Annotated in this window: 26 protein-coding genes and 1 tRNA gene; 20 read left to right on the top strand and 7 right to left on the bottom strand. The window is 62.6% G+C overall.

Annotation, left to right across the window (positions count from 1 at the left end; translation table 11 throughout):
• The first annotated feature begins 28 nt into the window (after window positions 1–28).
• The 3 genes from OEZ71_RS13175 to OEZ71_RS13165 all read left to right on the top strand — a co-directional run bounded on the left by OEZ71_RS13175 (window position 29) and on the right by OEZ71_RS13165 (window position 4,164).
• Window positions 29–247: a hypothetical protein gene (locus tag OEZ71_RS13175; protein WP_318527842.1), complete on the top strand. Its 219-nt coding sequence runs from the start codon at window positions 29–31 to the stop codon at window positions 245–247.
• 2 nt (window positions 248–249) lie between these two features.
• Window positions 250–2,952, top strand: a complete 2,703-nt coding sequence (locus OEZ71_RS13170; protein ID WP_263740870.1) for a sensor histidine kinase — start codon at window positions 250–252, stop codon at window positions 2,950–2,952.
• Window positions 2,953–3,039: 87 nt separating this feature from the next.
• Entirely contained in the window at window positions 3,040–4,164 is a 1,125-nt protein-coding gene (locus OEZ71_RS13165; RefSeq protein WP_263740446.1) for a FliM/FliN family flagellar motor C-terminal domain-containing protein, read from the top strand.
• Window positions 4,165–4,251: 87 nt separating this feature from the next.
• Here OEZ71_RS13165 and OEZ71_RS13160 read toward each other — a convergent pair whose 3' ends face one another.
• Window positions 4,252–4,677, bottom strand: a complete 426-nt coding sequence (locus tag OEZ71_RS13160; protein WP_263740445.1) for a protein tyrosine phosphatase family protein — start codon at window positions 4,675–4,677, stop codon at window positions 4,252–4,254.
• A gap of 189 nt (window positions 4,678–4,866) precedes the next feature.
• Here OEZ71_RS13160 and OEZ71_RS13155 point away from each other — a divergent pair, with 189 nt between their 5' ends.
• Both OEZ71_RS13155 and OEZ71_RS13150 read left to right on the top strand, forming a co-directional pair.
• Window positions 4,867–5,190 (top strand): TraR/DksA family transcriptional regulator, encoded by a 324-nt coding sequence (locus OEZ71_RS13155; RefSeq protein WP_263740444.1) that lies wholly within the window; start codon window positions 4,867–4,869, stop codon window positions 5,188–5,190.
• A 107-nt stretch (window positions 5,191–5,297) separates the two neighbouring features.
• Window positions 5,298–7,376 carry a 3-hydroxyacyl-CoA dehydrogenase NAD-binding domain-containing protein gene (locus OEZ71_RS13150; RefSeq protein ID WP_318527841.1) on the top strand — a complete coding sequence of 693 codons (2,079 nt, stop codon included), beginning with the start codon at window positions 5,298–5,300 and terminating at the stop codon, window positions 7,374–7,376.
• Between the two features lie 144 nt (window positions 7,377–7,520).
• Here the strand turns inward: OEZ71_RS13150 and OEZ71_RS13145 are convergent.
• Window positions 7,521–7,593, bottom strand: a tRNA-Thr gene (locus OEZ71_RS13145).
• An 82-nt stretch (window positions 7,594–7,675) separates the two neighbouring features.
• Here OEZ71_RS13145 and OEZ71_RS13140 point away from each other — a divergent pair.
• Entirely contained in the window at window positions 7,676–7,993 is a 318-nt protein-coding gene (locus OEZ71_RS13140) for a hypothetical protein (RefSeq protein ID WP_263740442.1), read from the top strand.
• Between the two features lie 68 nt (window positions 7,994–8,061).
• Here the strand turns inward: OEZ71_RS13140 and OEZ71_RS13135 are convergent, their stop codons facing one another.
• Window positions 8,062–9,162, bottom strand: coding sequence for an endonuclease VII domain-containing protein (locus tag OEZ71_RS13135; protein ID WP_263740441.1), 1,101 nt, complete (start codon window positions 9,160–9,162; stop codon window positions 8,062–8,064).
• The gene (locus OEZ71_RS13130; protein ID WP_263740440.1) at window positions 9,159–9,422 is read right to left on the bottom strand and encodes a hypothetical protein; all 264 of its coding nucleotides are present in this window, start codon (window positions 9,420–9,422) and stop codon (window positions 9,159–9,161) included. Before OEZ71_RS13130 ends, OEZ71_RS13135 begins: the two co-directional genes overlap by 4 nt.
• 191 nt (window positions 9,423–9,613) lie before the next feature.
• Between OEZ71_RS13130 and OEZ71_RS13125 the strand changes: the two genes are divergently transcribed.
• The 5 genes from OEZ71_RS13125 to OEZ71_RS13105 all read left to right on the top strand — a co-directional run bounded on the left by OEZ71_RS13125 (window position 9,614) and on the right by OEZ71_RS13105 (window position 13,516).
• A complete protein-coding gene (locus OEZ71_RS13125) occupies window positions 9,614–10,474 on the top strand; it encodes a hypothetical protein (protein WP_263740439.1) in 861 nt (286 codons plus the stop codon).
• The gene (locus tag OEZ71_RS13120; protein ID WP_263740438.1) at window positions 10,471–10,881 is read left to right on the top strand and encodes a GIY-YIG nuclease family protein; all 411 of its coding nucleotides are present in this window, start codon (window positions 10,471–10,473) and stop codon (window positions 10,879–10,881) included. Before OEZ71_RS13125 ends, OEZ71_RS13120 begins: the two co-directional genes overlap by 4 nt.
• Window positions 10,882–10,963: 82 nt before the next feature.
• A complete protein-coding gene (locus OEZ71_RS13115) occupies window positions 10,964–11,167 on the top strand; it encodes a hypothetical protein (protein WP_263740437.1) in 204 nt (67 codons plus the stop codon).
• An 80-nt stretch (window positions 11,168–11,247) separates the two neighbouring features.
• The gene (locus OEZ71_RS13110) at window positions 11,248–12,615 is read left to right on the top strand and encodes a glycosyltransferase family 2 protein (RefSeq protein ID WP_263740436.1); all 1,368 of its coding nucleotides are present in this window, start codon (window positions 11,248–11,250) and stop codon (window positions 12,613–12,615) included.
• Between the two features lie 13 nt (window positions 12,616–12,628).
• A complete protein-coding gene (locus tag OEZ71_RS13105; protein WP_263740435.1) occupies window positions 12,629–13,516 on the top strand; it encodes a DNA adenine methylase in 888 nt (295 codons plus the stop codon).
• Here the strand turns inward: OEZ71_RS13105 and OEZ71_RS13100 are convergent.
• A complete protein-coding gene (locus tag OEZ71_RS13100) occupies window positions 13,479–14,138 on the bottom strand; it encodes a hypothetical protein (RefSeq protein ID WP_263740434.1) in 660 nt (219 codons plus the stop codon). The two genes, OEZ71_RS13105 and OEZ71_RS13100, sit on opposite strands and share 38 nt — an antisense overlap.
• 205 nt (window positions 14,139–14,343) lie before the next feature.
• Between OEZ71_RS13100 and OEZ71_RS13095 the strand changes: the two genes are divergently transcribed.
• The 3 genes from OEZ71_RS13095 to OEZ71_RS13085 are packed head-to-tail and all read left to right on the top strand — an operon-like array spanning window position 14,344 to window position 15,964.
• Window positions 14,344–14,544 (top strand): helix-turn-helix transcriptional regulator, encoded by a 201-nt coding sequence (locus OEZ71_RS13095; RefSeq protein WP_263740433.1) that lies wholly within the window; start codon window positions 14,344–14,346, stop codon window positions 14,542–14,544.
• Entirely contained in the window at window positions 14,541–14,774 is a 234-nt protein-coding gene (locus OEZ71_RS13090; protein ID WP_263740432.1) for a hypothetical protein, read from the top strand. Before OEZ71_RS13095 ends, OEZ71_RS13090 begins: the two co-directional genes overlap by 4 nt.
• The gene (locus OEZ71_RS13085; RefSeq protein WP_263740431.1) at window positions 14,771–15,964 is read left to right on the top strand and encodes a hypothetical protein; all 1,194 of its coding nucleotides are present in this window, start codon (window positions 14,771–14,773) and stop codon (window positions 15,962–15,964) included. Before OEZ71_RS13090 ends, OEZ71_RS13085 begins: the two co-directional genes overlap by 4 nt.
• 48 nt (window positions 15,965–16,012) lie before the next feature.
• Here the strand turns inward: OEZ71_RS13085 and OEZ71_RS13080 are convergent, their stop codons facing one another.
• Both OEZ71_RS13080 and OEZ71_RS13075 read right to left on the bottom strand, forming a co-directional pair.
• Entirely contained in the window at window positions 16,013–16,210 is a 198-nt protein-coding gene (locus OEZ71_RS13080; protein ID WP_234170186.1) for a hypothetical protein, read from the bottom strand.
• A gap of 341 nt (window positions 16,211–16,551) precedes the next feature.
• Window positions 16,552–16,800 carry a hypothetical protein gene (locus OEZ71_RS13075; RefSeq protein ID WP_263740430.1) on the bottom strand — a complete coding sequence of 83 codons (249 nt, stop codon included), beginning with the start codon at window positions 16,798–16,800 and terminating at the stop codon, window positions 16,552–16,554.
• Window positions 16,801–17,284: 484 nt separating this feature from the next.
• Here OEZ71_RS13075 and OEZ71_RS13070 point away from each other — a divergent pair, with 484 nt between their 5' ends.
• The 6 genes from OEZ71_RS13070 to OEZ71_RS13045 all read left to right on the top strand — a co-directional run bounded on the left by OEZ71_RS13070 (window position 17,285) and on the right by OEZ71_RS13045 (window position 19,553).
• Window positions 17,285–17,470 (top strand): hypothetical protein, encoded by a 186-nt coding sequence (locus OEZ71_RS13070; protein WP_263740428.1) that lies wholly within the window; start codon window positions 17,285–17,287, stop codon window positions 17,468–17,470.
• Window positions 17,463–17,669, top strand: coding sequence for a hypothetical protein (locus OEZ71_RS13065; protein ID WP_263740427.1), 207 nt, complete (start codon window positions 17,463–17,465; stop codon window positions 17,667–17,669). The genes OEZ71_RS13070 and OEZ71_RS13065 overlap by 8 nt, the downstream gene beginning before the upstream one ends.
• The gene (locus OEZ71_RS13060; protein WP_234170182.1) at window positions 17,666–17,899 is read left to right on the top strand and encodes a hypothetical protein; all 234 of its coding nucleotides are present in this window, start codon (window positions 17,666–17,668) and stop codon (window positions 17,897–17,899) included. Before OEZ71_RS13065 ends, OEZ71_RS13060 begins: the two co-directional genes overlap by 4 nt.
• Before the next feature lie 11 nt (window positions 17,900–17,910).
• Window positions 17,911–18,246: a hypothetical protein gene (locus OEZ71_RS13055; RefSeq protein ID WP_263740426.1), complete on the top strand. Its 336-nt coding sequence runs from the start codon at window positions 17,911–17,913 to the stop codon at window positions 18,244–18,246.
• A gap of 171 nt (window positions 18,247–18,417) precedes the next feature.
• On the top strand, window positions 18,418–18,840 hold the full coding sequence (locus OEZ71_RS13050; RefSeq protein ID WP_263740425.1) for a hypothetical protein: 423 nt from the start codon (window positions 18,418–18,420) through the stop codon (window positions 18,838–18,840).
• 458 nt (window positions 18,841–19,298) lie between these two features.
• Window positions 19,299–19,553, top strand: a complete 255-nt coding sequence (locus tag OEZ71_RS13045) for a hypothetical protein (protein WP_263740424.1) — start codon at window positions 19,299–19,301, stop codon at window positions 19,551–19,553.
• Window positions 19,554–19,613: the final 60 nt, after the last annotated feature.

Genomic DNA, 19,613 nt, shown 5'->3' with positions numbered 1-19,613 from the left:
TGCCCGACAAAGTTATCGGCGGCGGCGCATGGCCGATGCTGCACGGCTCTTGCCGCTTCTCGGCGTTTTCCTCGTCCTATTACCAATCCTCTGGCGCCCCGCAGAAAGCGCCGAAGCCGATACGGCGGTCGGCGGCGTTTACCTTTTTACCGTTTGGATTGTCCTCATCGTCGCCGCCCTATTCCTCTCCCGCCTTCTCTCCGCACCGCATACGCAAGACACATCCGGCGATGAGGAGCCGCGCTGATGGTGCCTTTCAATATTCTCGTCGCGGTCTGCCTCGTCTATGTCGGGCTGCTTTTCCTCGTCGCCTTCGCCGCCGAAAGACGGGCCGAGCGTGGAAGGGTCGGCTGGCTCCGCTCTCCTCTGGTCTACACGCTGTCGCTGTCGATCTACTGCACGGCTTGGACCTTCTATGGCGCGGTGGGTTACGCGGCGCGGTCGGGACTTGAATATCTGACCATCTATCTTGGGCCGACGCTGGTCCTGATCGGCTGGTGGGTGATCCTTCGCAAGCTTGTCCGCATCGGCCGCAGTCAGCGCGTGACCTCCATCGCCGACCTCATCTCGTCCCGCTATGGCAAGTCCAACGTGCTCGGCGTCATCGTCACCGTGATCGCGGTCGTTGCAGCGACACCCTACATTGCGCTGCAACTGCAATCGGTGACGCTTTCCTTCGGGGTTTTCGCCTCGGGCACGCCCGAGGGCTGGGCTTTGCCGGATCAAAGCGCAACCGCGCTGTGGGTTGCGGGGGGGCTGACCCTTTTCACCATCCTCTTCGGCACACGCAATCTGGACGCAAATGAACGCCATCACGGTGTGGTCATGGCCATCGCGCTCGAAGCCGTGGTCAAACTTGTTGCCCTCCTTGCCGTGGGTATCTTCGTCGTCTGGGGTGTGGCCGATGGCTGGTCCGATATTGCAGCCCGGGTTCATGCATCACCCATCGCCGACTGGCCGCTTCAACCAGGCCGCTGGATCGGCCTGACCTTCGTTTCGGCGGCCGCGGTCCTGACCCTTCCCCGCATGTTTCAGGTCATGGTCGTCGAGAATTCCGACGAACGGCACCTTTCGACGGCCTCATGGGCGTTCCCGCTCTATCTATTGCTGATGAGCCTCTTCGTCGTGCCGATCGCGGTTGTCGGGCTTGCCGAACTGCCCGCTGGATCGAACCCTGACCTGTTTGTCCTGACCCTCCCTCTGGCGGAAGGACAGGGCAAGCTTGCGATGCTGGCCTTCCTCGGGGGGTTCTCCTCGGCGACCTCGATGGTCATCGTCGCGGCAATCGCGCTCGCCACGATGGTGTCGAACCATGTCGTCATGCCGCTCTGGCTCAGCCTGCGTGAAGGCGGCGCGCGGGCGCCGGGCGATGTGCGGGGCCTCGTTCTCATGTCGCGGCGCATCTCCATCGCCGCCGTACTGGCGCTGGGTTATATCTACTACGTCCTCTCGGGTGGATCGGCAGCCCTTGCCGCCATCGGGCTTATCGCCTTTCTCGGCGTGGCGCAGATCCTTCCCGCGATGATTGGCGGCATATTCTGGCGCGGGGCAACCGGGACGGGGGCGGCGCTTGGCCTGACGGTCGGATTCCTGATCTGGCTTTACACGCTCTACCTTCCGTCCTTCGGCGAAGGTGGGTTGCTCTCGGCCCGGATTCTGGCCGAAGGCCCTTGGGGCATAGACTGGCTGCGCCCGCAGGCGCTTTTCGGGATCGAAGGTCTCGACCCCCTGCTGCACGCGCTTTTCTGGTCGCTCTCGCTCAATACATTTGCGTTTGTAAGCGTTTCGCTTTTCACTTTCCCAGGCCCGGTTGAACGGATGCAGGGTCTCGCCTTCGTCAATGTCTTCGACCACGACCCCGGCGCGCGGGGTTGGAGCCGGGGCGGGGCCGAGGCAGAGGACCTGCTGGCCATGGCGCAAGGTATACTCGGTGCCGAAGAGGCGCAGGGGTTCTTCGAGGCCGAAGCGCAGGCGCAGGGCAAGGCGGGCTTCCTTCCCGAAACCACGCCCGACTTCATCGAACGCCTGGAACGGCGGCTGGCAGGCGCGGTCGGGTCGGCCACCGCCCATGCGATGATCGCCCAGTTCGCTGTTGGCGCAGCGGTGTCCGCGCAGGACCTGATGGCAGTGGCATCCGAGGCGCAGCAGATTCTCGAATACTCAACCCAGTTGGAGGCAAAGTCCGAAGAACTGGCCCGCACCGCCCGGCAATTGACCGAGGCCAATGACAAGTTGAAAGACCTTTCGGTGCAGAAGGATGCGTTCCTGAGCCAGATCAGCCATGAACTCAGGACCCCGATGACCTCGATCCGGGCGTTTTCCGAGATCCTCAAGGACCCGGACCTGCCAGCTGAGATGCAGAAAAAATATGCCGGTGTCATCCATGATGAGACGATCCGTCTGACCCGGCTGCTGGATGACCTGCTGGATCTTTCGGTACTGGAGAACCGAAAGGTAAAGCTCGACGTGAAAGTCGCCAACCTGCATGACCTGATCTCAAAGGCGGTGCAGGCCGCGTCTAATACGCGGCCCGAACGGCAGTTCACGCTGCATCGCGATTACCCGGCCGAGCATATTCCGGTCATCACCGATACCGACCGGCTCGTGCAGGTCTTCATCAACCTCGTCTCAAACGCGCGCAAATACTGCGACGCCGAGCGGCCGGAACTGACGATCAATGCGCGTCAGCGCGGCGGGCGGGTGATCGTGGATTTCATCGACAATGGGTCGGGTATTCCGAAAGCCTCTCAACGGTTGATCTTCGAGAAATTCGCGCGCCTGACCGATACCGCGCGGGCCGGGGGGGCGGGGCTGGGCCTCGCGATCTGCCGCGAGATCATGACCAATCTTGGCGGCACCATCGCCTATCTTCCAGGGCAGGGTGGCGCGGCATTCCGGGTTTCGCTGCCGGTCCGGCGCGAGGTCGCGATCGACGCGGCCGCTGCGGAATAGGCCCGTCCACGTGGCATCCGCAACGCTTTGGTAACCCTGTCCGGCCTAGTCTGGCCGGAGGTCCGCACGGGTTGCCGGGACGGAGGCATGAGCGAACGCGCAAACGATACGGTCTTGAAGCGAAAGGTGGAAGCAGGCCGTGGCCATACTGGCGGTGCGCTGACGCCCGAAAAGGCAATTGGTCAGGCGCTGGCAAAGGCGGCGCAGGACAGGATGAAGCTGTCGATGCGTGTCGCGTCGATCCGGCAGGGGCGTATGTCGCTTGCGGAACTCATCGAAGCCCTGCCAGAGTGGCCGCTCATTGCCCTTCTGCATGGGCCGGGTGAGGCCATGGGGCTGATCGCGCTGGCGCCAGAGGTGTTGGCCAGCCTGATCGAAATGCAGACGACCGGCAAGATTGGGGCCGGAGACATTGCCGCAAGGCGACCGACCCGGACCGACGCGGCGATGTCAGCCGCCTTTCTCGACCGGGTATTTGAAGAACTGGACCTGCTCCTTGCCGCTGATATGGCGATCGTCTGGGCCGGTGGATTTCGCTACGCATCCTATCTGGAAGACTCGCGCCCGCTGGCCTTGCTGATGGAAGACGCCGGTTACAACGGGTTTCGTGTTACGCTGGAAATCGGAGGCGACGGCGGGCGTCAGGGAAAGCTGTTGCTTGCTCTGCCATCGGACGGGCAGGGCGCGCCGCCGAAGACGACGGGCTCCGCCGCTCAGGGCCAGACGGTTGTCGATGGCAGCGCCGCTGCAATCGCCGAATGGAGCGCGCGGTTGAAAACAGCGGTGCTCGGCGCGCGCGTCCATATTGAGGCGGTCCTCGATCGCGTAACCTTGCCCCTCTCGGCATTGCTTGAACTCTCACCGGGTGATTTCGTACCCCTTTCGCCGGGGATGATTACGCGACTTCGGATCGAAGGGCGCGGACGCCGGTTTCTCGCGCATGGCAAACTGGGTCAATGTCAGGGCAATCTCGCAGTCAGGCTGCTGATCGATCTGGAAGGGGACGCCGTAGCGCCCGACGCAAACTCGATTGCCGGTCGAGCGCCTGACGATGTGCATGGGGCGGTTGCGGTGAAGCCGCCGCAACAGGCGGCCGTTGATAACACTGTCGTCCCGTCGCATCGACCCACGGTGAACGGCGACAAACAGAAGGCGGACGCGCCCGCTGCTGTCCTCCCGAAAGGCGGGTCAAACGCTCCCACCACCGCGTAGCCATCGGGCCGTGGCCAGGCAGCTTTTCACTGACTGGCGACGGTTGCCGTAGCCGTACCGCCCGCACGACCGGTGTCCGGAAAGCGGTCAGCCGGTGGCCAGCTGATCGATCGTCGCCCGGAAAGGCTCCAGATTGTAACCCCAGCGGGCCGGTGTCGTAATCAGCGCATTCGTCGGTTCACGGCCCGCATTCGCCAGTGCCCAAACGATGGAAGACCGGTTGCCCGAGGCGCAATAGGCCAGTATCGGTCCCGTCGCGGCATCAATCGCGGCACGCTGTTGCGCTACATTCTCCATCGTGATGGCGCCGCCGATGACGGGGTTCACGACATAGGTCAGGCCGGCCGCCTCTGCCGCCACCCGCATCGCATCTGCGCGCAGATCCGCCGGGATCTCGGCGTCCGGGCGGTTGTTGATGATCATGGTGAATCCCGCGGCACGGATGGCGGCCACCTCTTCCGGAGCGATCTGGGGAGACACGGCATAAGTCGGGGTCAGCTGGCGGATCTCCATGATCTCTCCTGTGGACATGGCTGTCGTTCGGGCAGCGCGACCATACTCAGTGCCGCCGTCCGACGAAAGAGGATATCGGCACCGCATGGCTTGCAGCGACCGGGCAGCCGTTGCAGGATTGACTTGCATCAAGGTCGGTTCCCGCCGAGCCTGCACATAAGAGTTTGGGGATTGGTGAAGGAGACCCGAATGAAATCCGTTGCCGAACGCAAAGGCGAACTAGAAGCCCGCAAGGCCGATCTGGAAAACCGTATCGCCGGGATCGGCGCCGAACTTGACAGCCATGAGGCCAAGGACTGGGAAGAAATGGCGACGGAACGTGAGGCGGACGAGGTGCTGGAAGATCTCGGCCAGTCGGCACAGGCGGAAATTCGCATGATCGAGGCCGCGCTCGCCCGGGTCGAGGAAGGCGAATACGGCTATTGCGTGAAATGCGGTGACCAGATCTCCGAGGAGCGGCTTGACCTCCTGCCCGCAACCCCGTTTTGCCGCAACTGCGCCCCTCAGAAATAGGCACGGATCTGCCCGAGAAGGCGATGGAGCATTGCCAAGAGGTCTGTGTCATCTAGACTGAATGCAATGGGCTAAACGGGGCGGACGGTATGGTTGACACAGTGCGCGTGAGCACCACGGACGGGGTGGCGACGGTCGTCATCGACAACCCGCCCGTCAACGCACTTGGCGCAGACCTTCGTCGCGACCTGATGACAGCCTTGCGTGATGCCGAAGCCGACGCGTCGGTTCAGGTGATCGTGCTGGCCGCCGCTGGCAGGACCTGGCCAGCCGGCGCCGATATCCGAGAATTCGGACAACCTCCGCGTGACCCTTGGCTTCCCGAAGTTTGCTCTGCGGTCGCCGCATGTCCCAAACCGGTTATCGTCGCGATGCACGGCAACGCGCTGGGCGGAGGGCTGGAACTGGCGCTCGCCGCGCATGTGCGTTTGGCTGACCCCGGCACGCGGCTTGGTTTGCCCGAGGTCACGCTGGGCATCTTGCCCGGCGCGGGTGGGACCCAGCGATTGCCGCGCCTGATCGGGGCCCGCGCCGCGCTGGGCATGATGACGAGCGGGTTGCCCATTCCGGCAGAGCGGGCGCTTGAACTTGGGCTGATCGACGCAGTCACCGAAGGTGAGGCGCGGCTTGCTGCCCAACGGCTGGCGGCCGCCCATATCGCTGGCGAGGCAAGTCTGCCATCCGCCGCAGAACGGCCCGATCATCGTATGGATGCATCAGATTGGCTCGCGGCGGTCACTGAGGCCCGCAAGGGACTCGGCGTCAGCCGTTTGCCTGCACCGCCCCGCATCATCGACTGCGTTGAGGCGGCGCTGCTTCTGCCGGAGGAAGAAGGATTTGCCTACGAACGAACCGCTTTTGAGGAATTGGTGAGCACACCTGAGGCGGCCGCCCTGCGCCACGCCTTTCTGGCCGAACGCCGCGCCGCCCGCCATCCCGAACTCGCCGCGACCAAACCGCGCGAAATCGCTGAGATCGGGGTGATCGGTGGTGGGTTGATGGGATCGGGTATCGCCACGGCCTGCCTTGCGGCAGGATATCGCGTGACTATGATCGAACGCGACGATCAGGCGCTGACTGCAGGACTGGCCCGGGTCGCCACGAACCGGGATCGTGCTGTAGCGAAGGGGCAGTTGTCCGTCGCGGACAGGGAAACCGAATGGTCTCGGATGTCCGGCGCGACCGCAATGTCGGCTCTTGCGGGGGCGGATCTGGTGATCGAAGCGGCGTTTGAGGATGAAGGCGTCAAGACGGCGATTTTCGCGGAACTGGACGGGGTGGTGAAACCGGGCGCGGTGCTTGCGACCAACACATCCTATCTTGACGTCAACCGGATCGCGGCAGCGACATCGCGGCCCGGCGACGTGATCGGCCTTCATTTCTTCTCTCCGGCGCAGGTGATGAAGCTCCTTGAGGTGGTCGTGGCCGAACGGACGTCGCCGGACGTCACCGCCACCGCGTTTGCACTGGCCAAGCGGTTGGGCAAGGTCGCGGTTCGGGCGGGCGTCTGCGACGGCTTCATCGGCAACAGAGTGCTGACGGCTTACCGCACAGCGACGGATTTCCTCCTGGAAGACGGCGCAAGCCCCTATCAGATTGACCGGGCGATGGTCGGTTGGGGCTTTCCGCTGGGACCGTATCAGGTGCTCGACATGGCGGGGCTTGATATTTCCTGGGCGCGGCGCACGCGGCTGGCTGAGCACCGCGATCCGTCCGAACGCTACGTGGCTATCGGGGACCGGCTATGCAAACTCGGGCGGCTCGGCCAAAAGGCCGGACGGGGCTACTATCTTTACGCGGAAGGGGCCCGGACCGGCACCGAGGATCCGGAGGTTCTGGAGGTCATTGCCGCTGAACGCACGGCCAAGGGAATCGAGCCGCGGCGGATCACCGAGGCCGAGATTCAGCGCCGGGCACTGGCAGCCATGGCCAACGAAGGAGCGCGTATTCTGGAGGAGAAGATCGCCGCCCGCCCGTCTGATATCGACCTTGTCATGCTCACTGGCTACGGCTTTCCCCGCTGGCGCGGCGGTCCGATGCAGATGGCCGATCAGGTCGGTCTGCTGGAATTACGCGATACCTTGCGCGACTACGCCCGCGAGGAAGAGACCTTCTGGCGCCCGGCGGCGCTTTGGGATGAACTGATCAAGAACGGTCGGAAATTCGCCGACCTGAACGCAGATTGATCCGAACGCCTGTACAAGTGGTGCCCCCAGACGGACTTGAACCGCCGACCCTCTGATTACAAATGACGCCGGATCGCGCCTTCAATCAAGCGGTTAGCGGGCCTGACACCACGGTTTGACCGGTATTTGATTGCTGATTTTGCGTGCCCCCACGACGATTCGAACGCCGGACCCCCTGATTACAAGTCAGGTGCTCTACCAGCTGAGCTATAAGGGCTACGCCCGTTCCCACTATCACGCTAACGCTCTGACTCGCAACCCATCTTGCCAGTAAAACTTGGTCGTGCGATGCTCAACCCATGAGCGAGAACGACACCAATCGCGGACGCGACCTGCCCAAAGGGCCTGACCATCTTCCGATGCCTGATCAGGATACGCCGGACAGCATCGAGTACCGCATCATCCTGGCACGCAGCAAGGCGATGAAGACCCTAGAGCCGTATATTCGCGAACTGCCGGAAAACAAGCTGTTCCCGACCGCCTCTGTCGGCACGGCAAAGACCGAAGAGAAGCATCGGAAGAAGATCGCAAAGGCTCTGACCGATGCGATGAAGGCGGGTGTCCCGCCGTCCGATTTCCCCGAGGCATTGTTTAAACGGGCAGGCATCCGGGTCTAGGCCCGCGTCTGTCGTCGCGCTCGTTGGCGTCGTGCCTGTCGTTGCCTGGTCAGCGCCGCGAGAGCGCATCATTCTGCGGCGATCTTCCAGTGCTCGTGCGCGTCGTAGTCGATCAGCGCGGCAAGGTCAGGCGCTGTTGCAAGTTCCCGCTCGAACCAGTCGGCCACGAGACGGACACGGTCGGGGGAGGTCCCGTTGGACATGATCTTGTTCGCGAGGTTTGAGACTAGCACGACGTTGCCTGCGACGTAGCCCTGCCTCGGGTCGATCCGGTCGAAGGAGGGGGAGTTCCAGAAGTTGCGACCACGCTTCACACCTGATGCGCGGCAGGCCGAAAGCGACTCCTCTGATCCCGGCAGCAAGAACGGGACACCGAGGACCGGACAGACAGCCGTGAATGGCAAGTCGTGGAGTGCCAAGTTGAAGTCGATGCCGCACTCATTCGCTCCTGCCTTCTTATGCCAAAGCATCGCCTTCCACCTGTCCTGCCCATCGACCCGACGCCTCGGCATCGCGGGCAAAGTGCGCGCGACGGCTAGCATTTCCGTGGGGGTCTTTTGCATCCAATCAGCGACGCGGTGCAGAGTTTCCGGCAGCGCGTTCGCTTTGATCACGTTGCACGCGGAGCATAGAAGACGCGCGTTCGCTATCGACCGGACGCCCGGGACCAGATGGTCAACCGTCGCATTTCTGGCTTTCTCAGCACCGTCCATCTCGACGCCGCAGCAAGGACAACGCCCACCGCTCTCATCCCATAGACGCCCGTAGTCGTCGGCACTGAAACCCGGGAAGGCTGCGCCCATCGCCGCTTGCCCTATCCAGTTCGCACGGTCATGATGAAAGTTCCGGCCGTCGTTGACCCGGCGCACCGTGCCATCCGTGCGTGTGTAGGTATGCTGACCTGCTGTGAACGCGAGCGCGCGTTCGATGTTGGGTGTCGGAAGGCCCAACTCGCCCATCAGGTAGCGTTGCCAGATGGTAACGTGGCTCCACCCGATCAAGGCAGCAACTTCCTTCGCTTCGCGTTCAGTGAACTTCCTTCGCTCCTCGAACAACTGCCGCGCCAGCGCGACTGCCTCGGGCGGTGTCGGCCTATACTTGCCATCGCGCTTCATCGCAGCCGCGCGCCCCTGTTCGATCTGCTCCTGGGTCAGTGTGATCTCCTTCATACCGCAACCTCCCCCAAATCCTGCTTCATCTCATCCATCTGTTCGAGCAGGTCTGAGGCGTCGGACAGGGGCACCGTCAACGTCGTGATGCCGTCCGACAAGGTGAAAGTCTTCGGCTGCTTCATGATGGTGAAGTGCGCGATCTGATGCTCCCCGTAGCCGGGTGTTTGCAGTGCGCACCGCATGAGGTGCAGGATTTCCTGGGCGTCGTCTGTCGCGACGACGAAGTGGGCGATACCCGAGATTGCCGTGAGATTCATGGCGGTTGCCTCCGTTGATAGGCTCACAACGTCCGCACGCTCGCCCGGTCGTTCAACCGGCGACCTCGAAAAAGTCGTCTGATTTCAGATGCTTGAGGTCATTTCCCCGGTTGAGCGAGATACGATAACTCGCTTATACGTTGTGCATCGCCGGGAACAAACCCGGAACGATCATCAACGGAGCAACTGACATGACCGACTTCATCGACATGACCAAAGCCGAACTCGCAGCCGCCCTGAAAGCCGCTGGGATCGAACTGACCGCGAGCCAGATCAAGAAGACCTCCCACGCAGACCTCGTGGAGATGGCCGGGGAGCAGGCGCGCCCGACCGAACCGACGCTGGGCGACGTGATCCAGAACCTGACCCCGCTCGAAAAGGCCGTGACCGTCGCGCACCTGGAAGCCGGGATCGACTGCAACGGCTGCGAAACCTGCGAGGAGATGCTGGCCGACAACATGACCTGGAGCGACGTTGCGGAGACGGCGAAGCGCACTGGTCTCTCGAAGAAGCAAGTCAACGGCGTGCTCACGTCGCTCTCGACGAAAGGCCTCGTCGTGACCGATTGCGACCCGGTGAACGGCGAAGGTGCCGTCCAGCAGGTTCTGACGGACCTCGGTATCCGCGTCGCCTTCGACCTGCTGGCCGAAGGTGTCGAGGCGAAGGCAACGGTTCAGCCGACGAAAGCCGACAAGAAGGCCGCGAACGTTGTCGCGATGCCCACGACGAAGAAAGTGCGCGTCCTTGAGGACCGCGTTCTGCTCCAACCCGGCAAGGTCGAGGACGTGAAGCCGACGAAGGAGGGCAGCAAGCGCGCGCTGCTCATTCAGGCGCTGTCGCGTGGCTGCACGCTGGAACACCTGGAAAGCCTGCTCGGCTGGAACCGCTCGACGGTTTCGTCTGCCATCCGCACCGACGTTGGCGCAATTGGCCTCGGTGTCGAGCGCAAGGGCGACAAGTATTTCCTCCTGCTGCCCGAAGGCATGAAGGCGCTGCCCGTGCGCGAGGCGACGGCGACGCGCGAGGAGGCCCGCGTGGCGGCTTGCAAATGATGCCGCTCACCGTGATCGAACCCGGCTGGCTCTACCTCCTGACCAATCCAGCGATGCCTGCGTTGGTCAAGATCGGGATGACCACAAGGTCGCCAGAGGAACGTGCGCAGGAGTTGGCATCGACGGGCGTTCCGATGCCGTTCCACGTTGCCGCTGCTTGGGCCGTTGACGACGTGCGGGCGGCAGAGCGCGACGCTCACGCGGCGCTTGCCCGCTACCGCGTCAACGATGCCCGTGAATGGTTCCGCCTGTCTGTGCCCGCAGCCATCAAGGCGCTGGGCCGTTCGACCGCATCGAAGCCGTCCCTTGGCCGTCGTGCCTTCCGTGTCCTGCGCGGCCTCGTCGAAGCCATCGGCTGGTTCGGCATCGTCATGACCTTGGCCGCGCTATCCTTCGGTTCCGGTTGATACTGGAACCAGCCCTCACCGCATCAACGAAACAGGCCCGCCACTCGGCGGGCCTTTCGATTCCAACAACGGAGTTCCAGAAATGTATCGCATCTTGGTGGCCTCGACCCTCTTTGACGACCTCGACGACCTGCTGACCGCGATGGAGACGGCGCAGCAACTATCCCTCGACACCGGCGCGCAGATCGCCGTCTACCGGCTCGGCCTGCCGATGATCGACCAAGACGGCTGCGAGTGCACGCCCGCCTTCCTGCTCCAACAGTTCGCCTCGGAGTGCCACGCATGACGCCCGGCTGGTGGATTCTTCCGGGGGCGGTCCTGAGCATCGGTGTGTGGGGCGCGATCATCGCCGCGCTGGTGTGACCCATGCGGCACGTCGATCCTGCGCAAGAGGCGGCCTCGTGGGCCGCCTCATCTGTTCCAGAACACCTATCTGCCCGTTCGATCAGGGAGCCTTGGCTTGGCGCGGTCGTCGTCCTCGTCGCCCTGCTGCCGCTGATCTGGCCGCCACCGGCATGGCTGCTCGTGCCGTGCTTTCTCGCTGTCCTGACACTCAGGGCGGCCGCGCTGATCAGGTGGACGGATCATCACGACCCAGAGCCTGCAAGATGGCCGCGCCTGACCGTCCTCTTGCCCGTCTATCGCGAGCCGTCAGTGATCCCGGACCTTGCCGCTGCAATGCGCGCCCTTGACTACCCGTCGTTGGAAATCGTGCTGCTCGTGGAGGAGGACGACTTGGAAACCCAAGCCGTCCTGCCTGTCTGGCCGTTTCAGGTCTTGGTCGTGCCTGATGGCAGGCCGCGGACAAAGCCGAGGGCGGTCAATTTCGGGTTGTTGAATACGTCAGGGGAAATAGTCGTCGTCTATGACGCCGAAGATCGACCCGCCGAGGATCAACCGAAGCGTGCCGTCGCACGGCTCCTGTCTGATTCCAGGTGCGCCGTCGTCCAGGGCGTTCTCGCATGTGATCATGACGGGTCGCTGGTCACGAGGCTGTGGCACCTAGAATACTGCGTGTTGTTCAGGGGAGTGCTCCCGTTCCTGAGCCGGTTCGGCCTTCCGTTCCTCCTCGGGGGCACAAGTCAATATTTCAGGCGCGACGTCTTGGAAGCCGTGGGTGCCTTTGACGCACACTCGGTTACTGAGGATGCAGACCTTGCAGTCAGGCTGGCGCGCGCTGGCTACACGTCGTCAGTCGTCCTGTCTGTTACGGGGGAGGAGGCACCCGTGACCGTCACGGCCTGGATCAAGCAGCGTTCCCGATGGATCAAAGGTTGGCTTCAAACCGTACTCGTCCACGGCCTGTTGCCGAAGGCAATCGACCGCTGGACCCCGCCGATGCGGCTGCGTGATCGTGTCGCCCTTGCTGTTCAACTCCCTGTGCAGCTTCTGTGCCTCGCGTCCCATCCTGTCGGCATGGCCGTCGCGTTCAACGATCCCCACGGCCCTTTGGCCGTCCTCCTGTTCGCAGGATATGCCCTGACAATCGTCGTCTTCATGGTCGCGGCGATCAGGGCCGGACGGTCGCCTTGGGATGCGTTCGCCTTGCCGCTTTATGCCTTCCTGCACACCGCCGCGATGGCGATTGCCGTGGTCGAGTTGGTCGTATGCCCGAGCAGGTGGTCTAAGACAGAGCACGGCGTGGTCAGGAACCGCCCGACGCAGCATCTGGTTGACCCTGCATTTCCGCAAACTGCATGTTGTGACCAAGTGCTTGCGCGGGTTAGAAGATAGAAAAGGAAGATTCATGCGCCTACCTCACGCCATCCCGTATCAGGGCAGCAAGCGAAAGCTCGCGCCGATCATCGCCCAATATGTGCCCCGGTCGAAGACCTTCTACGAACCGTTCTGCGGTTCAGCCGCCATGACGATCTACGCGGCCCACAAGGGCCTCGCTGACCGCTTCGTTATCGCAGACAGCCTGGAACCCATCGTCCAGTTGCAGGAGGCGATTGTCGAGCGCCCGGACGCGACGGCTGCGCGCTACAAGGAAATCTGGCTCGGCCAGACGGATGGCAACACGGGATACTTCAACGAGGTGCGCGACCGATACAACGCGGAACGCGACCCGGTCGATCTGCTCTATCTGATCTGCCGATGCGTCAAGAACGCGGTCAGGTTCAACGCCTCTGGCCGCTTCACGCAATCCGTGGACAAGCGTCGCCTTGGGATGCGCCCGGAGAAGATGCGCGAAGCAGTTCTCGGCGTGTCGTCACTGCTACGCGGCAGGACCGAGTTTCGGGTTGGTGACTGGCTCGAAACGACCGCCGATGCGACGACACAGGACTTCATCTACATGGACCCACCCTATCTCGGAACGTCGGTCGGGCCGGACAAGCGGTATCACCAGCAGATGACGCAGGAACCGCTGATCGAAGGACTAGCGAGCCTCAATGACCGGTCGATCCCATTCGCCTTGTCCTATGACGGGATGACCGGGGACAAGGAATATGGCCCGCCTCTGCCGGATCACCTGCGCATGACACGCCTCCTGCTGCACGCAGGCACGTCGTCACAGGCGACGCTTTCTGGTCGCAAGGCCGAGACGGTCGAGAGCCTCTACATGTCCGAGGGGCTGGCCGAGCCGACGCCCGAGATCATTCGAGGCCCGACGCAGATCGCGCTAGCGATTTGAGCAGGAGGGCGACCGTCGTCCCTTCGGCATCCGCCCTCGCTTTCAGCGCATCGAACACCGCAACTTCGTCGTCCTGCCACTGAACATCAACGCGGCGAACCTGCTTCATCGCAATGTGGGAGTAGTCCTCAGGGAACGCCCACAGGCAGGCGCGGCAGATCGACTCGTCCTGGATCGCTTTCCAGTTCTCGCAGGCCTCGCAGGACCAAGACTTCGCGCGCTGGCTCGATGCGTCGAGAAGCATGTATTCCGCCGGATCGCCTTCGTGCTGCGCACCGTCGCCCGCGACCTCGTATGGCACGCGGTGGTCGATTTGCAGATAGCGTCCGTCGAGGACTTCATTCGTGAACGCCTCGCGCGACCCATAGTGGGCGAGCAGCTTTTCCTTGAAGGGTTTCGAGAAGGCTTTCCGCCCGCCGATCCGACCCGCTTTAATCTGCGACGGATCACCGAAGACATAGGCAGCCATTCGCCGCCCCGACTTCTCACTCGTCACACTGATCGTTTCCAGCGGCACGCCTTGCTCCCGCACGTCGCGCGCAGCACGCGGGGCATGGGCATAGCCGAGTTCGAGCAGGTCGTCTGTCGTGACCTGGCCGTGCTTCAAGATGAAGTCGATCACGGTGCGCGGACGCTTCGCCGTAACCTTCTCGCATAGTTCAAGGATTCGAGGATCAATGGTCATGCCCTCTGTCTATCCGAGGGCGTCGCGGGAGTCAGCACCTGAAAAACTTAGATGCTCGGGGTGGTGGACCTTCGTTTGCCCGCTGCGACGCCCTTCCTCACCATGTATCGTCATGTCATGATGCAACCTCAAGGAGATCAACATGGCGGTTCAGTCGCGCGTGTTACCTGAATGGCCGGAGTGGATGAGCGAGGAAACCGCCGCCCGCTATATGGACACGTCCCAGAACACCCTCAACTACTGGCGGGCGCACGGGAAAGGTCCTGCGTTTAAACGCATCGGGCAGAGAATGGTGCGCTATCAGAAGGCGGAACTCGACGCTTTTATGAGGGCACAGGGATGACCAAGATGGAAGTGCGCCGCCAGCTTCGCTACCTGCTCGGTCTCCCGCCGATTGAGGATTGGGAATATGTGACGCGGGCTGAGGCTGATCGCCGGATCGACCGGAGTGCTGTTCGCGTCGAGCGCGCCCGCGTGAGAGGGACGCAGGACGACTACGGGCAGGAGTTCCTTCGGCACTTGATTTTGCAGAACCACGTCGAGGCGCGGGTTATTGAGGGGGTGCGGGGATGACGACGTTCCGCGAGAGACAGGACGAGACCGACTTCTTCTGGGAACAAGACGAATTGCTTCGGACCTATCGTGGGGTCGTGAAGAAGATCGTGCCTCGCGCGCAGCACATGGCGCGCAAGCATCCGCGCCTCCAGAAGGAAATCTCGGAATCGACGCTGCGCAAAGCGATCAACGGCGATCACGTCTGGGAACCTATCGCGCAGCTTCTGGCCGAGTTGCGGCGTGAGGTCGCGCGTGATCCGCGTCCGGCCTGCGAACCGCCTGAGATCCCGGAAACCATCGACGCATTCCGCAAGGTGGCGCTCGAATATGCGCCGAACACCTGGTGGTATCGTGCCCTTGCTCTGGATGACCTCTGCAAGCCGAGTTCGTTCCAGACCTGGATGTCGCGCGGTGAGCCGAAGGAATGGCCTGCGGTCAGGGAGCGCGCCGTTGCATGGCGTTTGCGTGTCATGTCGGCACTCGAACGCTGGGAACGGTGCGCCCGCGAGCAGTTTGACCGTTTCGAGATGCTCGATACCTGGGTGAAGGACGTTCACGACACCAGGGGCGAAGTCGCGGCCCTACAGGAGTTCAAGCGCCTGCGTGACTACGAGACAATCTCCTATCACATGTGCTTCGATCCGGCGAACCCTGAACGGCCTCAGTTCGAGTTTCGGCACCGCAAGGACGAGAGCGAAGACGCGGCGGCGCTCAAGAAGCTGGTCGATGCAGGTTTTCCGCGCTACCGCGCTGACGACCCGAAACCGGAAACCCACGAGGTCGTCACGACGTTCCAGAACTTTGTCTCGGACGATTTCCGCTGGGAATGGTCCTCGCAGGTGATCGTTGAGCGGACGCTGCGTTGGGACGCATGGACGCGCGGCATGGCGCGCACGGACAGGTTGCTCAAGGTTCGCGTCAAAGTGCCGTCGTCCCTGGCCGTCGAAGGCGAGACCATTGAACAGGACCGCCGCCGCGTTTGGATCGAACGCAAGGCGGAATGGTACTACGAGTTCACGCCCTACGTCTGGCGGTGGCGGGACGTTGATGAGCACGACATTCCCGGCGGGGCCGATGCACGGGACGAGGCAATGAGGCGCGCGGGCCTGGATGCTGAGGGGCGTGAGCCTGTCATTGACGGCTACCTTCTGGACTGCATCCCGCCTATCGAGAAAATCGAACCTGGGCGGGTTTACACCGTCGAATGAAAGAAGGCCGGCGACAAGCCGGCCTTTTTCGTTTCATGGGTTAGGCAATCAGGCGAAGGAGGTGCTTGCCGCCGTGCCCTGCGCAAGACGGGCGTTGTAGCGCAGCACGGCAAGGGTGCCCATTGCGGCGCGGCGGAAGGACCAGCGGATCAGTTCGCGGGCATTCTGAGGGTCACGTTCGCGCGCCATCACGTCTTCGATCACCTGGTCGATATGGCGAAGGTCTTCGGCAAGTCCGGGGTTCATGTTCGGGTCTCCGTTCTGATGCGCGTCGGGCGCGGTTGATGCTTTGCATCATATCGCCCAGGTGCGGCATGGCTCGACCAAGGATGAAGGTTACTCCTGGAATAACTCGGTTATGCAGGACGGGCGATCAGGATAACTGGCTTATCCAGTGCTATCGCTGCTGCGCTCAATAGCGCGCGCGTGCATATGCGAAAAAAATGATGATGATTGCGGCGATACTCATCATCATCATTTTTTTGTTCATATGCGTGCGCGCACGTTCTGGTGCAGCATTCTGGTTTCGACGCCTCGGGATCATCATCATTTTTTCACGCATACACATGCGCGCGTGCAGATAGCCGTCATTCCTGAGAATAAACGCCCACGGCGTTCAGGATCGGCACTTTTGGAAAGCGGTCCTGCCGTCGCTGAAAAGCGATGAGCGTCACCTGCGCTAGATCGTCCTTACTGATGCGCGCATGGCCAGCTTCTGCAAGCGCCGTGCAGACATGGAAGTAGAAGGCGACCTTTCCCATATCTTCAGTCACCTCGTCGCCGATCTGTTCGGCCAATTTCCGAAGCGGCAGGCTGATTGTCACTTGCTCGTCCATTGCATCCTCCATCGTCGAACCGACGATACAGGGCAGCGCGTTCTGCCGCGACCGATCCTTCAGGAGAGGGCGTGACCACCCAAAATGTCAGCCTTGGTGACGTATCTCGCGAGCGCGGTATGTCAGCCTTGGTGACGTATTCTGCGCCCATCGACGAAAACCGCGCTCAGCGCGTCAGCGAAGGCGGTTCGTGCCTCTGCCCTACATCGACGCCCAAAAGCGCAAGACACCGCCTAGCGCCCCAGCTCTGCCGCGCTCTGCACCATGCGCCGCGCAAGCCGTCGCTGTCGTCCTGCATCGCGCCCCATCGGTCGCGGTCAAGCATCGGTCAAACTGACGGCTGCGCGCGGTCAACGGCTTGATGGCGCAGACGTTCCACCTTGATTGATCATCAGTTTGGGCGGCTGGACCTTCGATCTCGGTCGGATGGCAGGAAGACGGGTTGTAAGATGTAAGGGACTGACAACGCTAGGAGAAGTCCCCCTTGAAGAAGCCCAAGCCCACACCCATTGCCGACGACCGCCTGACCACCCTCCGCGCCCAAGGCCTCGACGTGACAGGCATTGCCGACCGCGACGGCACGCCCCTGGTTCAGTGGCGCAAGCCGCCGACCGAAGCCGAACGCGCGCAAGCCAACCTGATCCTGCCGGGGGCGCTGCACGATGCTTGACGCGGCAACACTTGTGGACGTTCGGCGCACTGACTGCGCGATCACTTTCTTTTGGTCTGACCAGCCCACCGGCTACCAGCGAAAGGTGGCCGAAGACGCCAACCCATCGAACGGCCTGCGCGTCGGCCATTCCTGGCCGGGACCGCGCGACGAAGGCGCTCCCGGCGCATACCGGATCACCGGAGGCAAGCCGTTTTGACAAAGCGCACGGTCAAGACCTTCGAGGAACGTCCCCTCGACCACATCATCGAGAGCGAGACGGTGGATTATGATAACCGCTCCTTCGCCTTCTCGGTGTTCGGCCACGAAGACCCGGCCATCGTCACGGTGATCATCGGGAAGGAGCAGCGCACCCTGTCCCGTGATGCCCACACCGAAGGCTTCACCCGCCTGCTCGACGCCATCAAGCGCGTGCCGCCCGCACGCTGAAAGGACCAAAGATGAAGCACCCGAACCCCTATGCCGATTTCTGGCTCGCCAACACCCACGCCTGGACGGTCGAACCTGGCGAGGAGGCGCAGGTCTTTTCCTCAGGCGAGGATGCCCTGACTCCTTGGACGACCGACGACGGCACGCTGCTACTGGTTTACACATCGACCCGGAACGAACTCGTCGCCCTGCACAACGCCTCCGTGGGCGGTGCGGATGCCCTGCGCGCCTGCGATCTGCCCGGCTGGCCGTGGCGCATCCTGCTCGACGATCTGCCGCCCGCTGCATCGGCCAACCGCGCGCCGTTCACGTTCCCGGTCAAGCAGCAATCAGACGACGCCGCCTAACGGCATAACCGAGTTATACAAGGGGCAAACCGCCATGATGAACAATCACCTGGACCTGGAATCGCGGTCGCATCGCCCCGCCTCGGATGCGATGATCAAGGCGAGCGGTTTTGCTCTCTCCTCCTTGGTTGCAGTCAGTCAGGCGGGCTTTCCTTCGGGAGGGTCCGCCTGATGCGTTATTCCTCTGGCCGCAAGACGGGCAAACCGACCAAGTCGAAGGACGAGTTGTCCGCACGCATGGACGCGAAGCTGCGGGAATTGCGCTTGCACGCGGGCAACGAAGAATTCGATCCCGTGGTGCTCATGGCGATCATCGGCGCGGAGGCCTACGACAAAGGCGAAACCGTCGTAGCACTGGCCGCCATGAAAGAAGTCGCCCAGTATGTCCGACCCAAGCTGTCGTCCGTGAACTTCGAGGGCAAGGTCGAGATTGAAGCAGTCGACTCCCGGATCAAGACAATCGAGATGGCACGCCGCATGGGCGTTCCCGTCGATGGGATGATCCAGCAGCTTGCCAAAGAGCGCGGCATGACCCTAGCCGAGGCGTGGGAAGCCGTGGACAACGTAGCCATCCCCTCCCTGACGGTCGAATGATGAACGCGAACCTGGACGCAGCCCTCGCGCTCGCGATGATGGTGGCACTCGTCTGCATCGCTCTGCGGTAAGCGCCCCAGCCAGCTAGGCGAGCGCCGCGAGTCCTGGGGTTAGCCCCTACGTCGCCCCCGAACTCCCCAAAACACCACTGGCTGACGCGCTCTGCGAAGGTCGGCCCGTGATCGTCGCGGCAAGTGATCATTGATCAAGGCGGTTCGTGTGCGATTGCCGATGGTTGGCAGCACGAGCGCCACGAGATTGATGGCGTCTTGACCGCAGCACCTCATTTTCCCGCCCGTCGCCCGTCCTGGACCTCAAACACCGGATGGTCGTCTCGGGCTGTCTCGCCGCATCGTCACGCCAGCCCAAGCACCGCTCAAGGACAGGTCTGGGCTTGGGTTGCGGTTGCTCCTTCCTGCGACGAGCCGGGCCTGTCCGCCCAACCAGAGGAATGAAGAATGCCCGAACCGCTCTACATCGCCAAATCCGAAGCCGACCGAGACTCGGACCTGTTCAAACGGACGGTCGCGAAGGCGAACGAACTCGGCGTTGACGTGGTGCACGTCAAACCCGAAGACCTTGTCATGACCCGCGCCCAAGCGCGTGATCGAGAGACCTACATGAAGGCTCGCAAGATGGCCGAAGCCGTTGGCCAAACCGTGCAGGTCGTGGACAACCCGACCGACGACGGCGCGCAGAAACAGGTGATCTAGGCGACGCACCACCTGACCGACGACGCGCTCTATATCCGGGCGGGTGCTGTCGATCCTCGC

Origin of the sequence: Albidovulum litorale, assembly GCF_025751495.1 — a bacterium.
In the GTDB taxonomy this organism is placed as follows: Bacteria; Pseudomonadota; Alphaproteobacteria; order Rhodobacterales; family Rhodobacteraceae; genus Albidovulum; species Albidovulum litorale.
The sequence above is the reverse complement of the archived record's forward strand: the minus strand, read 5'-3'. Positions and strand labels throughout refer to the sequence as shown.